Annotated in this window: 11 protein-coding genes and 1 riboswitch; of the genes, 2 read left to right on the top strand and 9 right to left on the bottom strand. The window is 69.8% G+C overall.

All coding sequences use genetic code 11. The annotated features are described in order from the left end of the window. Window positions 1-23: 23 nt before the first annotated feature. From cobU to btuB, 9 genes are read right to left on the bottom strand one after another with little or no spacing between them, the layout of a single operon-like run. Window positions 24-545: a bifunctional adenosylcobinamide kinase/adenosylcobinamide-phosphate guanylyltransferase gene (cobU, locus tag ASE10_RS14485; RefSeq protein WP_055900396.1), complete on the bottom strand. Its 522-nt coding sequence runs from the start codon at window positions 543-545 to the stop codon at window positions 24-26. After that, window positions 533-2,023, bottom strand: coding sequence for a cobyric acid synthase (locus ASE10_RS14480; RefSeq protein ID WP_055900393.1), 1,491 nt, complete (start codon window positions 2,021-2,023; stop codon window positions 533-535). The genes cobU and ASE10_RS14480 overlap by 13 nt, the downstream gene beginning before the upstream one ends. Next, window positions 2,020-3,018: a threonine-phosphate decarboxylase CobD gene (cobD, locus tag ASE10_RS14475; protein ID WP_055900390.1), complete on the bottom strand. Its 999-nt coding sequence runs from the start codon at window positions 3,016-3,018 to the stop codon at window positions 2,020-2,022. Before cobD ends, ASE10_RS14480 begins: the two co-directional genes overlap by 4 nt. Window positions 3,019-3,062: 44 nt before the next feature. After that, on the bottom strand, window positions 3,063-3,992 hold the full coding sequence (gene cbiB / locus ASE10_RS14470) for an adenosylcobinamide-phosphate synthase CbiB (RefSeq protein WP_055900874.1): 930 nt from the start codon (window positions 3,990-3,992) through the stop codon (window positions 3,063-3,065). A 5-nt stretch (window positions 3,993-3,997) separates the two neighbouring features. Next, window positions 3,998-5,311, bottom strand: coding sequence for a cobyrinate a,c-diamide synthase (locus ASE10_RS14465; protein ID WP_056305877.1), 1,314 nt, complete (start codon window positions 5,309-5,311; stop codon window positions 3,998-4,000). Window positions 5,312-5,315: 4 nt separating this feature from the next. Beyond that, window positions 5,316-5,933, bottom strand: a complete 618-nt coding sequence (cobO, locus tag ASE10_RS14460) for a cob(I)yrinic acid a,c-diamide adenosyltransferase (protein WP_055900385.1) — start codon at window positions 5,931-5,933, stop codon at window positions 5,316-5,318. Then, the gene (locus ASE10_RS14455) at window positions 5,930-6,535 is read right to left on the bottom strand and encodes a hypothetical protein (RefSeq protein ID WP_056305879.1); all 606 of its coding nucleotides are present in this window, start codon (window positions 6,533-6,535) and stop codon (window positions 5,930-5,932) included. The genes cobO and ASE10_RS14455 overlap by 4 nt, the downstream gene beginning before the upstream one ends. A 16-nt stretch (window positions 6,536-6,551) precedes the next feature. Continuing rightward, window positions 6,552-7,142, bottom strand: coding sequence for a hypothetical protein (locus tag ASE10_RS14450; protein WP_055900379.1), 591 nt, complete (start codon window positions 7,140-7,142; stop codon window positions 6,552-6,554). A gap of 29 nt (window positions 7,143-7,171) precedes the next feature. Then, the gene (gene btuB / locus ASE10_RS14445) at window positions 7,172-8,989 is read right to left on the bottom strand and encodes a TonB-dependent vitamin B12 receptor (RefSeq protein ID WP_235565774.1); all 1,818 of its coding nucleotides are present in this window, start codon (window positions 8,987-8,989) and stop codon (window positions 7,172-7,174) included. Between the two features lie 151 nt (window positions 8,990-9,140). Next, a riboswitch (cobalamin riboswitch) is annotated at window positions 9,141-9,372 on the bottom strand. A gap of 303 nt (window positions 9,373-9,675) precedes the next feature. Between btuB and ASE10_RS14440 the strand changes: the two genes are divergently transcribed. Both ASE10_RS14440 and ASE10_RS14435 read left to right on the top strand, forming a co-directional pair. Continuing rightward, a complete protein-coding gene (locus ASE10_RS14440; protein WP_055900374.1) occupies window positions 9,676-12,060 on the top strand; it encodes a TonB-dependent receptor in 2,385 nt (794 codons plus the stop codon). Window positions 12,061-12,263: 203 nt separating this feature from the next. Continuing rightward, the gene (locus tag ASE10_RS14435; RefSeq protein WP_055900371.1) at window positions 12,264-14,297 is read left to right on the top strand and encodes an amidohydrolase family protein; all 2,034 of its coding nucleotides are present in this window, start codon (window positions 12,264-12,266) and stop codon (window positions 14,295-14,297) included. The last annotated feature ends 191 nt before the right edge of the window (window positions 14,298-14,488 follow it).

The raw sequence follows: 14,488 nt of genomic DNA, 5'->3' as shown, positions 1-14,488 counted from the left end.
AGCCGACGGGGTCGCAAGCTCGTTCAAGGTAGATCTCCTTTGAGCGCCAGCGGCAGGCCCGCGGCGACGAACAGCACGCGCTCGCAGCGCGTGCCCAGGGTTTGATGCAGACGGCCAGCTTCGTCGACGAAGCGCCGGGTGAGCTCGCCCATCGGCACCACGCCCAGACCGACTTCGTTGCTGACCAGCACGATCTCGCCCGGCAGCGACGGCAGCGTTTGCAGCAGCGCCTCGCGTTCGATGTCGTAGCGCGCCGGATCGCGTTCATCGCCGAGCAGATTGCTCAGCCACAGGGTCAGGCAATCGACCAGCACGCAGCGGCCATCGCGCGCGTGCTCGCGCAGGGCGGTCGCCAGGGCCAGGGGTTCTTCGTGGGTGCGCCAATGCGCGGGGCGACGTTCGCGGTGATGGGCGACACGCGCGGCCATCTCGCCGTCGCGCGCCTGCGCGGTGGCGATGTAGACCACGTCGGCGCTGCGTGCCGCCAAGCGTTCGGCCAGCGCGCTCTTGCCCGAGCGCGCGCCGCCGAGTATCAGGGTGCGCATGCGGCGGCTTCCGTATCGGTTTTCAGGCCCAGCAATGCGACCAGGCGTTCGGTGTCCAGATGCGCTTCCACCGCATCGGCCAGGCGCTCGATGGCGGTTTCGCGCAAGGCCTGCATGTCGACGGTCGCGGCGTCGCGCAGCCCGGCCCAACGCAACAAGGCGGCCAACGCGGCGGGTTCGTCGAACAGGCCGTGCAAGTAGCTCGCGAACACCTGCCCGTCTTCCGAGCAGGCGCCGTCGAGGCGGCCGTCGTCGAGACGCGAGGTCGCACGCGCCAGCGCCGGACCGCTGCTGAGACCGCAATGGATCTCGTAGCCGCGTATCGGCGCATCGTCGAGCACGAGCCTGCCGGCGACGTTGCGCAGCTGCTTGTGCGGCTCCAGGGTGGTGTCCAGCTCCAGCCAGCCCAGGCCTTGGCTGCTGCCGGGCGCGCCCTCGATGCCCAGCGGATCGTGCATCGCGCGCCCGAGCATCTGCAGCCCGCCGCAGATGCCGATCAGCTTGCCGCCGTAACGCAGGTGGCGCGCAATGGCTTCCTCCCAGCCGTTCGCGCGCAACCAGGCCAGGTCGGCGCGCGTGGACTTGGAGCCCGGCAGCACGATCAGGTCGCAGGCCGGCGGCGTCTCGCCGGGGCCGACATAGTGCAGCTCGACTTGCGGATGCGCGCGCAGCGGATCGAAATCGGTGTGGTTGCTGATCCGCGGCAGCGCCGGCACCGCGACCCGCAAGGCGGCCTGCGCCTTGTGCGTGCGCTCGCGCGGCAACGCGTCCTCGGCGTCCAGGTGCAGACCCTGCAGGTACGGCAGCACGCCCAGCACCGGCTTGCCGGTCTCGCGTTCCAGCCAGTCCAGGCCGGGCTGCAGCAAGGCGATGTCGCCGCGAAAGCGGTTGATCACGAAGCCGGCCACGCGTGCGCGCTCGCTGTCCGACAGCAGTGCCAGGGTGCCGACCAGGTGCGCGAACACGCCGCCGCGATCGATATCGGCGATCAGCAGGACCGGGCAGTCCACGGCCTCGGCGTAGCCCATGTTGGCGACGTCGCCGGCGCGCAGGTTGATCTCGGCCGGGCTGCCCGCGCCTTCGACGATCACCGCCTCGAAGCCGGCGACCAGGCGCGCGTGCGAGGCCAGCACCGCCTGCATCGCGGTGCGCTTGTAGTCGTGGTAGCCGCGCGCATCCATGTTGGCGACCGCGCGGCCGTGCAGGATCACCTGCGCGCCGGTGTCGCTGTTGGGCTTGAGCAGCACCGGGTTGAAATCGGTGTGCGGGGCCAGACCGGCGGCCTGGGCCTGCACGGCCTGGGCGCGGCCGATTTCGCCGCCATCGGCGGTGACCGCGGAGTTCAGCGCCATGTTCTGCGGCTTGAACGGCGCCACCCGCACGCCGCGCCGGTGCAACCAGCGGCACAGCGCGGTGACCAGAGCGCTCTTGCCGGCATCGGAGGTGCAGCCCTGCACCATCAGCACACGTCCGCTCATGCCGGGCTCCGTGCCGGTACGACTTCGGCCAAGGCCGCGCTCAGTCGCGCGTACGCCGCGTCGTCGCCGGGCAGGCCGAAACGCAGGCTGTGCGGCGCGTCGAACAAACGGGTGAGGATGCCGCGCTGGGCCAGTGCGTCGTGCAGTTCGGCCGCGTCCTCGCAACGCCGCCACTGGAAAAAAGCGCAGCCGCCGCTGGGGGCGAGTCCGTGCGCGCCCAGCACGTCGGCCAGGCGTGCGCCCTGCGACCGTAGCCGGGCGCGCATGCGCGTCTGCCAGTCGCGGTCGGCCAGGGCCAGTTGCACGACGTGTCGGCTCGGGCCGCTCAGGGTCCACGGACCCAGGCGTTCGCGCAGCGCGCGCAGCAACGCCGGTGCGGCGCAGACGAAACCGGCGCGCGCGCCGGCCAGACCGAAAAACTTGCCGACCGAACGCAGCACGATCAGGCCCTCGCGCTCGCTGTCGGCGCAGAGGCTGGCCTCGGGGGTCGCGTCCATGAAAGCCTCATCGATCAGCAGCCACCCGCCGCGCGCGGCCAGCTGTGCGTGCAGGGCCAGCAGCGCCGCTCGCGGGTAACGGTCGCCGCCGGGATTGTTGGGGTGGATCAGCACGATCACGTCGTAGCGCTCGGCCTGCTCGAACAAGGCTGCGCCCGAGCACAACTCGACCGCATGCCCGGCCTGACGCCAGGCGTGCGCATGTTCGGCATAACCGGGCGCGAGCACGCCGACCCGCGAACGCGCGCGCAGCCACGGCAGAGCCTGGATCGCGGCCTGCGAACCGGCGACCGCGAGCAGCTCCGGTGCGCCGTAGTACTCGCGCGCGGCCGCGGCAAGGCCATCGTCGTCCTCGGGCAGCCGATGCCAGGCGCGCGCCGGAATCGCCGGCACCGGCCAGGCCTCGGGATTGATCCCGGTCGACAGGTCCAACCAGTCCGCGGGCGCTATGCCGTAGCGCTGCGCCGCGCGCAACAGACGGCCGCCGTGTTCAAGCATGCTTGCGAACTCCTGCAGGCGGAAACCGCGACATGGCGTCGCGCTCAGAAAATGGAGACATGGCGCACCAGAATCGCAATGACAGTGAGCGCCGCCAGCCACAACCACACGCCGCGACGGACCAGCGCCTGGGCACGCGCGATCGCGTCGGCATCGGGCGCATCGCCCTCGCCCAGCAAGGGACGCTCCTCCCAGATGCCGTGATACGGCGCCGCACCGCCCAGGCGCACGCGCAGCGCCCCGGCGCCGGCCGCCATCACCGGGCCGGCGTTGGGGCTGTCCCAGGCCGGCGCTTGAAGACGCCAGCAGCGCAGCGCGCTCGCGGCATTGCCGAGCAGGGCGTAGGTCAACGCGGTCAATCGCGCCGGCAGATAGTTGAGCGCGTCGTCGATGCGTGCGGCGGCCCAGCCGTAGTGTTCGTAACGCGCGGTGCGGTAGCCCCACATCGCATCCAGCGTGTTCGCGAGCCGGTACAGCACCGCGCCGGCCGGACCGAGCACGGCGAACCAGAACAGCGCGCCGAACACCGCGTCGTTGCCGTTCTCCAGCACCGATTCGGTCGCCGCCGCGGCGATGCGTTCCGCGTCCAGGGCCTGGGTGTCGCGGCTGACGATGCGGCCGACCGCGGTGCGTGCAGCGTCGAGGTCGTGCCTGCGCAAGGCCTGCGCGACCGGCGTGGCGTGTTCGTCCAGACTGCGCAGACCGACGCACAGGTAGAGCACGCCGGCCGCGTAGGCCGTCGCCAGCCAGGGCGAGTACAGCGCGGCAGCGAGCTGCAGGGCCACGGCGAGCGCGGTCAACGGCAGCACCGCAAGCGACCAGGCCAGCACGCCACGGGCGCGGCCGTCGCGGTACAGCGCCCGTTCGATCGCCTGGGCGATGCGGCCGAAGCCGGCCAGCGGATGCGCGCGCCGCGGCTCGCCCAGCGCACGATCCAGCAGCAGCGCGGCCCACATCGCAGCGACGGCGTGCATGGCGCTCACGGCTGCAACAGGCGCAGCGCCGCCGTCGGGTTCGACGGGAAATAGAAGTGGACGAAGCTCGCGCTCAGACGGCGATCGCGGTACACCGCTTCGCGGCTGGGGCCGCCGTTGGGATTGAACGAATGCGCGATCGGTTGCGCCGCGATCTCGGCGCGCGCGTAGTGGAAGGTATGGCCGCGCAGCTCGCCTTCGGGCAGCGCCACCGATTGCAGGCCCAGCGCGGCCAGGCGCGGCTGCAGTGCCGCGTCGCCGGCCAACAGGCCGGCCATCGGCCGACGGTCGCCGTCCTTGTCGGCGAGCGTGTCGAGCAGGTACAGCAGGCCGCCGCATTCGGCCAGCAGCGGCTTGCCGGCGTCGCGGTGCGCGTGCAGGTCGCGGCGTAAACCGTCGCTGCCCGACAAGGCCGGCAGATGCAGTTCCGGATAGCCGCCAGGCAACCAGGCTGCATCGCAGTCGGGCAGACGCTCGCCGGCCAGCGGCGAGAAGTACACGAGTTCGGCGCCGGCTTCGCTCAACAGGTCGAGGTTGGCCGGATACAGGAAGCAGAACGCCGCATCGCGGGCGATCGCGATGCGGCGGCCGCGCAGCAGCGGCGGCACCGATGCGCGCACGGCCGGCGCGAACGCGACCGGCGGCGGCAGCGAGGCGTCGGCATGTGCGGCCCAGGCGTCGGCGAGTGCATCCAGGCGCGCATCGAGATCGCCCAGTTCGCTTGCGGACACCAAGCCGAGATGACGCTCGGGCAAGGCCAATGCGGGATCTCGCGGCAAGGCGCCCAGCCATTGCAGCGGCGCCGGCAGGCTCTCGCGCAGCAATTGCGCGTGATAGGCGCTGCCGACCCGGTTGGCGGCGACACCGTGCACCTGCAGCCCGTCGCGGTAGCGCGCCAACCCGAGGGCCAGCGCGCCGAAGGTCTGCGCCATCGCCGAGCCGTCGATGGTCGCCAGCACCGGCAGGCCCAGGGCGAGCGCGAGATCGGCGCTGGACGGCTGGCCGTCGAACAGGCCCATCACGCCCTCGACCAGGATCAGGTCGGCCTCGCCCGCGGCCTGGTACAGGCGCGCGCGCACGTCGTCCTCGCCGCACATCCACAGGTCGAGCTGGTAGGCCGGCGCGCCGCTGGCGCGTTCGTGCACCATGGGATCGAGGAAGTCCGGTCCTGTCTTGAACACGCGCACGCGCCGACCCTGGCGCGTATGCCAGCGCGCGAGCGCGGCGGTAACGCTGGTCTTGCCCTGGCCCGATGCCGGCGCGGACACCAGCAGCGCCGGGCAGTGACGCAGATCGTCGCTGGAATGGCTGGCGCTCATGCGCTTACAGCTCGACGCCTTTCTGGGCCTTGATGCCGGCCTGGAACGCATGTTTGACCACGCGCATCTCGGTCACGGTATCAGCGGCGTCGATCAGGCGGTCGGGCGCACCGCGGCCGGTGATGACCACGTGCTGCAGCGGCGGACGCGCGGCGACCGCCGCCAGCACCGCGTCGAGTTCGACGTAGCGGTGCGCTAGGGCGATGTTGAGTTCGTCCAACAGCACGAAGTCGTAGCGCTCGTCGGCCAGCATCGCCGCGGCCTTGGCCCAGGCCGCCTGCGCGGCGGCGATGTCGCGGGCCTTGTCCTGGGTTTCCCAGGTGAAACCCTCGCCCATCACGTGGTAGCCGAGTTGCTCGCCTTCGAAACGGCGGAAGAAAGCTTCCTCGCCGGTCGAGAAACTGCCTTTGATGAACTGCACCACGCCGCAGCGGAAGCCATGGCCCAGCGAGCGCGCGAGCATGCCGAAGCCGGACGAGCTTTTGCCCTTGCCGTTGCCGGTGTTGACCACCAGCACGCCGCGCTCGATGGTGGCGCGGGCGATCTTGCGGTCGACCAGCTCTTTCTTGCGCTGCATGCGCTCGCGATGGCGGTCTTCCTGGCTGAGAGTCGGATCGTTCATGCGCGGGCTCCGTGTTGGGTGGCGCGGACCGCGCCCAGTGCGCGCAGGCCCGCCCACAGGGCGAACGCGGCGCCGACGTAGCCGGCCAGAGTGCCGAGACTACGTGGATAGTACCGAGCGATGCGCCCGGCGAATCCGGCCAGGGTCGGTTCCGGATAGCGGCCGGAGAAGAAATAGAAGCCGCCGCCGGAGCACGCATAAGCCACGAACGCGGCCAGCGCCAGCACCAGCGCCAGCCGTGGCAGCGTCGACCAGCGATCGAGATGGATGCGGGCGTAGAAATTGCCGGCCAACCACAGCGTCGCGTACGCCGGCGCCAAAGCCCAGTACGCGGGCGACAGGCACCAGTCGCCGATCGTGCCCGAAGCCAGGCTGACGATGTCCAGCAGCGAGGCCAGCACGAATAGCAGCGGCAGCATCCACATCGGCCGCAGCATCGCGCCGGCGATAAAGAAGACCGCCCAGGATGCGCTCGGCAGCCGGTCGATGCTGGCGAAATGCTGGCCGCGGGTGGCGATCATCAGCGCCGCGAGCGCGACGCCGACGACGATCTGGGCGCGCGGCGAAACCAGCGGCAGGGAATGGGTGGTGCTGGCGGTCATCGGCAGGCTCCCTCGATCAGACTTCGGCGACGCGCGGCGAGGTGCGCGCGCCGGCGGCGCGCGCGATCAATGCGTAGGCGACCAGGCCTACGGCGATGTAGCTCAGGGTGGTGCGCACGAACAGCGGACCCCATTGCCACAACCGCGACAGGTACTGGCCCACATTGGGGTCTTCGTAGCGACCGCCGAGCCAGTAGAAGGCGCCGTTGGAGATCAGAAACGACAGCGAGGCCGCGGCCAGGCCGACGCCGAACGCGCCCGACAGCGCGCGCGGCGTGGCCCGCAGTCGTTCGGCGTACCAGCGGCCGCCGTACCACAGCGCCGCGTACGCCAGCAGCAGGCAGGCGTAGGCCGGGGTCACGCAGTAGTGCTCGAAGAAGCTCTTGCCCTGGGCCTGGATCGCGATCCAGTCGATCGCCACGGCCAGGACCAGGAAGGCGGCGAAGCCCAGGTGCCGGCGCAACCACAGGCCGCCGAGGAAGAACACCGCCATCGACGCATCGGGCAGATGCAAGGCGTCGCCGAAATGATGGAAGCGGGTCGCGACCATCGATGCGGCGAGCGCGGTGAACAGACTGTAGTAGACGGGTCGGGCAGGAACGTTCATCGGCAGCCTCGGTGGCGTGGACGTGGCGATCAGTTCGCCGGGCGGTAGCGCAGGGTCAGCAGGTAGTTGCGGCCCGGCTGGTTGTAGTAGGACGCGGTTTCGTAGCGCTGGTTGAACGCATTGTTGGCCGCCAACTGCAGGCTCCAGGACTCGTCGAAGCGGAAGCCCATGCGCAGGTCGGTGGTGGCGTAGCTGTCCAGGCGGCGGGTATTGGCCAAGTCGTCGTAACGGCTGCCGGCGACATAGACGCTGCCGCCGAAACTGAAGCGGCCGTAGCGGCGGTCGGCATCGAAACGGGCGCTTTCGCGCGCCCGCCGCGGCAGGATCTTGTCGCGACTGCTGCTCCGGCTGTCGTTGCGCGGATCCAGCCAGGTCGCGCTGGCGCGCAGGTCCCAACCGGCGAGCGTGGTGTCGACGCTGGCCTCGACGCCGCGGATGCGGGCGCGATCGATGTTGCCCGGCAAGCCGATCGAAGCGTCGAACGCGATCAGGTCGTCGACCCGGGTCTCGTAGCCGTTGAGCGACCAGCCGCCCCAGGCATGCTCACCGCGCAGGCCGAGCTCGAAGCTGCGCGATTCCTCGGGCTTGAGATCGGCGTTGCCGAAGCCGGGGAAGTACAGCTCGTTGAAGGTCGGCGCCTTGAACGCGGTGCCGTAGCTCGCGGTCAGGCGCAGCTGTTCGCTGAAGTTCCAGCCCCACAGCGCGCTGCCGGTGGTCTGGCCGCCGAACTGGCTGTCGTCGTCGCGACGCAGGCTGGCCTGCAGCGAATGCACGCCGAAGCCGTACTGGTACTGGCCGAACAGGCCGCGGTTGATGCGGCGGTCGTGGGCGTAGACGGTGCTGCTTTCGACTTCGTCCTGCTGCCAGTCGTAGCCCAGGCTGAGCAGGCCGCCGCCGAGGCCGAAGTCGCCCTGCAGCGAACCGAGCTTGCGGCGGGTGTTGAAGGTGCTGGAGTAGACGCCGTTCCTGTAGTTGTCGCTGAGGTCGGCGCTGCGGCCCAGGCTCAGGCCCAGCGTCGCGCGCTCGGACGGCGCGTAGCGCAGGCGCGCGCCGGCGATCTGCTGCACGGTGTCGGATTGGTTGTTGCTGCTGCCGTCGTACTCGTTGCGGCCCTCGGCGCGGAACAGGCGCGCTTCGGCGTCCCAGGCCTCGTTGAAGCGGTAACCGCCTTGGGCGGTCAGCGACAGGTTGCGGTAGCCGTCGCGATCGGGCGAGTTGGTGAAGCAGCCGGCGCCGCCCGGCGAGGGCTTGCCGCGGCAGGCGTTGATGCCGTCGGTGTCTTCGCTGGCGGCGTTGATCGAATACCAGCCGTTCTCGCCTTTGCCGCCCACGCCCAGGCTGCCGCGGCGCGTCCGCCAGCTGCCGATCGAGGCGCTGGCGTGCGGCGCGAACGCGCCCTGTGGACGCCGGGTGAAGATCTGGATCACGCCACCCAGCGCTTCGGAGCCGTACAGGCTGGAGAACGGGCCGCGCACGATCTCGATGCGCTCGATCTGTTCGACCGGAATGTCCTGCAGCGAGGCGCCGCCGCTGGTCGCCGAGCCGATCTTGATGCCGTCGATCAGGACCAGCACGTGGTCGGATTCGGTGCCGCGCAGGAACAGCGAGGTCGACTTGCCGGGACCGCCGTTGTTGGCTATCGACAGGCCGGGCGTGCCGCGCAGCAGGTCCGGCAGGTCGGCCGGTTGCAGGCGTTCGATGTCCTCGCGGTCGATCACGGTGACCGAGGCCAGGGTCGCGTCCTGGGTCTGCGCGGTGCGGGTGGCGGTGACGACGACCTGGTCGAGGTCGGTGGCGGCATCGGCGGCCACGGCCGGGGCGACGGCGGACAGCAGCGCCGTCGCCAGCGCAGTGCGGCGAAGGACGGAATGACGGAAATTCAAAGCATGCTCCTGGTCCGCGCCTACCCGCGCGGAATCGATGGATCGGAGACACGCAGGAGGGAACGACGAGGCGACGAAGCGCGGACGCAAGGCGGCCCCATGACAGCGCCCACCGCGTGTCGGGTCAGCCTCAGGCCGGTCTCCGGGCTCGCAAGCGAGGGCCTCCAGCCCTCCGATCCGCGCCTTCCCATGCATGCGCACAGTGGCTTCGTTGCGGATCGTTCGTCTTGCTTACCGTTGCGGGGGCAGCTCCGGAATAGCCGTCGCTTCGTTGGAAGGACTGGCGCACCGGATTCCCGTTTCAATCGCCGGCGGGGCCGGCAATCACCTCAAGCCCGCGCATGTTAACAGCCCGGCCGCGGCCGGCCGGCATGACGAAACGGCATGAGCAGGGGGCGACCGCGGAGTTCCAGGCTGCAGGCACCGCTGCGCCCCACTCGTTTGCGGGCCGATCCGGATCCGAACCAGCGCCCGATCCGGACGCCGACGCGGCCCCGACCTTCGATTTGGCAACCGCCGTCACAAACCGCCCGAACCCTATACCAATTGGCTATCGCTTCATGCGGATATCGGTTTGACCGGGTTGTTAGAACCGTGTTAAACCAAAATGACATCGCTACCAATCCCTCCGCCGCAAGGAGCCGCGCACCATGTCCGTTGCTTTCCGCGCCGTCCGTCGTCCGCTCGCACTCGCCCTGCTCGCCGCCCTCGCCGCTCCTGGCTACGCCCAGCAAGCACCCGCTCCGGGCGAACCCGCCTCCGAGGCCCACACCCTGGACCAGGTGATCGTCACCGGCACCCGGGTCAGCGATCGCACCGTCGCCGAATCCAGCGCGCCGATCGACATCATCACCCCCGAGGCGCTGGAGGCCACCGGCACGGTCGAACTCGCGACCGCGCTGGCGCGCGCCCTGCCCTCGCTGAATTTCCCGCGCCCGGCGATCACCGACGGCACCGACGCCGTGCGCCCCGCGCAGCTGCGCGGCCTGGCGCCGGACCAGGTGCTGGTGCTGGTCAACGGCAAGCGCCGTCACACCACCGCGCTGATCAACCTCAACGGCAGCCAGGGCCGCGGCTCCTCGCCGGTCGACCTCAACGCGATCCCGATCGCCTCGATCGAGCGCGTGGAAGTGCTGCGCGACGGCGCCTCGGCGCAGTACGGCTCCGACGCGATCGCCGGCGTGGTCAACGTGGTGCTCAAGGGCAGCGACCACGGCGGCAGCATCGCCGCGCGCTACGGCCAGTACAGCGCCGGCGACGGCGAGCAGTACCAGCTGTCCGGCGACGCCGGCTTCAAGCTCGGCGAGAACGGCAAGCTGCACCTGGCCGCGCAGGGCGGCCATCAGGACCAGACCAACCGCGCGCGCCCGTTCCAGGGCGTGGTCGAACAGCGCTACGGCGATCCCGACATCGACAGCGGCGCGGTCTCGTACAACGGCGAGTACAGCCCCACCGACTATCTGACCTTCTATTCCTTCGGCAGCTACAGCAAGCGCGACGTGCTCTCCAACGGCTATTTCCGCTTCGCCGGCGACCCGCGCAACATCCCCTCGATCTACCCCAACGGCTTCCTGCCGCAGATCCACAACGTCAGCAAGGACCGCGCCGCGGTGGTCGGCTTGCGCGGCGAAACCGCCGGCGGCACCCAGATCGACTTCAGCTACAACTACGGCCATAACGAGCTCAGCTTCGACATCGAGCACACCCTCAACCGCAGCCTCGGCCCGACTTCGCCGACGGAGTTCTACGCCGGCGCGCTCGAAGTCACCCAGCACGTGCTGAACCTGGACTTCGCCCGCCCGGTGGACTTCGGCTGGCAGTACCCGGTGACCTTCGCCTGGGGCGCGGAATGGCGCGGCGAGGAATTCTCCCAGCTCGCCGGCGAGCCGCTGTCCTACGCCAACGGCGGCGTGCCGGCCTCGAACGGCCAGATCATCCCGGGCGCGCAGGTGTTCTCCGGCTTCCGCGCCAGCGACGCCGGCGATTTCGACCGCCACAGCTATTCGCTGTACGCCGACGTCGAGGCCGACCTGACCGACAAGTTCTCCGCCGGCATCGCCGCGCGCTTCGAGAGCTACAGCGACTTCGGCGACACCACCTCGGGCAAGCTGTCGGCGCGCTACGCCTTCACCGACAAGGTCGCCCTGCGCGCCACCGCCTCGACCGGCTTCCGCGCGCCGTCCCTGCAGCAGCAGTTCTTCCAGTCGATCGCGACCAACTTCATCAGCGGCGTCCCGTACGAGATCGGCACCTTCCGCGTCGACAACCCCGCCGCGGTCGCGCTGGGTTCGGAGTCGCTGAAGGCCGAAGAGTCCACCAACTACAGCCTGGGCCTGGTGCTGCAGCCCAGCGACGGCCTGTACATCACCATCGATGCGTACCACATCAAGGTCGACGACCGCATCCTGCTGTCGGAAAACCTGACCAGCACCGCGGTGCGCAACTACCTGCAGGCCAATGGCTATCCGGGCATCGGCGGCGGCCGCTACTTCACCAACGCGGTCGACACCAAGACCCAGGGCGTGGACATCGTCGCGACCCAGGCCTGGGATCTGGCATCGGGCAAGTTCAACCTGACCCTGGGCTACAACTACTCCAAGACCGAGATCGAGAAGATCGCGCCCAACCCGGCGCGCCTGGCCGCGATCGATCCGGCCGCGGTACGCATCGGCCGCACCGAGATCGGCCGCATCACCAAGGGCGCGCCCAAGGACAAGTTCTTCCTGGCCGGCGATTGGGACACCGGCAACTGGAGCTTCAACGCCACCGCCACCCGCTACGGCGAATTCACCGAACTGCACGCCACCAATCCGTTGCTGGACCAGACCTTCGGCGCGAAGTGGACGCTGGACCTGGCCGCGACCTACCACCTGGACAGCTGGGACTTCACCATCGGCGGCGACAACGTGCTCGACGAGTACCCCGACGAGTCCAAGCTGGTGCTGGGCACGCGCAACTACCTGCCCTACAACACCGCCTCGCCGTTCGGCTTCAACGGCGCCTTCGCCTACCTGAAGGTCGGCTACAAGTGGTGATCTGAGCCGCGGATCGCGGCCGCATGCGCTCGCCGACGGCCCGGACTTCCGGGCCGTCGCTTTTGGCGCACCGCCGACGCGACGCATCGCCGCCGGCCCCGGGCCTCGATCTCCGTCGCGCGCGGCACATGCGCCGCGGCGTGGATTCGTTATAAGGAAGACCGACGCCGCGCCCCGCGGCGGCCATGCCCAAGGAGGGCGCCATGCGCTTCGCCGGTCCGCTGCTGCTGTCGCTGGTACTGTCCACCGCCATCGGCGACGCCCTCGCCGCACGCCGCGAACAAGTGGTGCTGATGCAGGGCAACGTCGCCGGCAAGCAGGTCGTCGAGACCGCCACCGACGGCTCGATCCAGGTGGAATACCACTTCAGCGACCGCGGTCGCGGCGACCGCAGCAAGACGCACTGGCGCCTCAATCCCGACGGCACCCTGGCCGACTACTCGGGCAGCGGCAACGACTACCTGCTCAACCCCTTCGAAGAGCGCTACCAGGTTAGCGGCGGCCGCGCGAGCTGGAAGAACCCTAGCGAACAAGGCGAAAAGACCCTGGCCGCGCCCGCGTTCTTCCTGCCGCTGCAGGCCCCGCCGGAAGTCAGCGGCGCCCTCGCGCGCGCCCTGCTGCAGGCGCCCGATCGCAAGCTCGCGATCCTGCCCGCGGGCGAGGCGCGCCTCGAAACCCTGGGCGAGCACGAGGTGGTCGGCAAGAACGGTCCGGTCAAACTGAGCCTGCAGCGCATCGTCGGCCTGGATTTCACCCCAGGCTCGCTGTGGCTGCGCAGCGACGGCTCGACCGCCGCCGCGATCTACGCGTCGGGCTGGTTCGTGGTCATCGACACCGAGTTGCAGGACGCGCTGCCCAAATTGCTGGAACTGCAGGAGCGCGCCGATGCGAGCTGGGGCGCCGAGTTCGCGCAGCGGCTCACCCATGCGCCCAAGGGACCGCTGCTGATCCGCAATGCCCGCCTGTACGACCCGCGCGACCTGAGCGCGACGGCGGGCACCAGCGTGCTGATCGAGGGTGAGCGCGTCGTACGCGTCGCCCCCGACGCCCAGCTCAAGGCGCCGGCCGGCGCCGAGGTGATCGACGCGAACGGCCGCTTCCTGATGCCGGGCCTGTGGGACGTGCACAAGCATTACGCGTCGATCCAGGACGGCGCGCTCGACATCGCCGCCGGCGTCACCAGCGCGCGCGACGTCGCCAACAACTTCGACACCTTCCCCGAACGCGTGAAGCGCTTCGAGGCCGGCACCGAGATCGGCCCGCGCGTGATGATGGCCGGCTTCATCGACGGCCCCGGTCCCTATGCCGGCCCGACCAAGATGCTGGTCGACACGCCGGAGGAAGCGCTCAAGGCCGTGGACTTCTACGCCGACCGCGGCTACATGCAGATCAAGACCTATTCGTCGCTGAAGCCGGAACTGTTCCCGATCATCGCCGACCGCGCCCACGCGCGCGGCCTGCGCGTGAGCGGGCACGTGCCGGCCTTCATGTCGGCGCGCCAGTTCATCGAGGCCGGCGCCGACGAACTGCAGCACTTCCTGTTCGTCGAACTCAACTTCATGTACCCGCGCGTGCAGGACACCCGCACCAAGGCGCGCCTGACCGAGGTCGGCGAGCACGCCCACGAGTTCCCGCCGGAGAAGGCCGAGGTGCGCGAGTTCGTCGACTTCCTCAAGCGCCACCACACCGTGCTCGACCCGACCATGGCCCTGGCCGAGGATCTGTACGCCGGCGATCCCGACAGCAAGACCCCGCCGGGCTTGCGCGGCGTCGCCGAACGTTTCCCGCCGCAGGCCCAGCGCGGCCTGAGCTGGGGCGCGCTGAAGCCGCCGCACGGCAAGGAAGAGGCCTACAGGCAGGCGTTTCCGACCATGCTGCGCCTGCTCAAGACCGTGCACGACGCCGGCGTGACCATCCTGCCCGGCACCGACGCGCTGGCCGGTTACATGCTGCACGCGGAACTGGAGGTGTATTCGCGCGCCGGCATCGCCAATGCCGAAGTGCTGCGCCTGGCGACACTGACCCCGGCACAGGTGCTGGGCGTGGACAAGGACCGCGGCGTGATCGCGCCGGGCAAGCTCGCCGACCTGGTGCTGATCGACGGCGATCCGCTGCGCGACATGAGCGACATCCGCAAGGTCGACCTGGTGTTCAAGGGCGGCAAGCGCTACGACCCGGCCGAGATCGAGCAGGCGCTGGGGATCGTGCCGCGCAAGGCGGCGGCGGTCGCGAACTGAGACTGCGATCGCTGGGCGGTACGTCGCGATTGGAGTTCAATCGCGGCTCACGCCGCTCCCACAGTACCGACGACGCCCCCGCATTCGGACGCCGTTTTCTGTGGGAGCGGCGTGAGCCGCGATTTCCCCAACACTCATGTATTTTCCGCAAACGAAACGGCCCGCATCGCGCGGGCCGCTTCGTAATCCAA

This window comes from Lysobacter sp. Root76, from assembly GCF_001428685.1.
Lineage (GTDB): Bacteria > Pseudomonadota > Gammaproteobacteria > Xanthomonadales > Xanthomonadaceae > Lysobacter.
The sequence above is the reverse complement of the archived record's forward strand: the minus strand, read 5'-3'. Positions and strand labels throughout refer to the sequence as shown.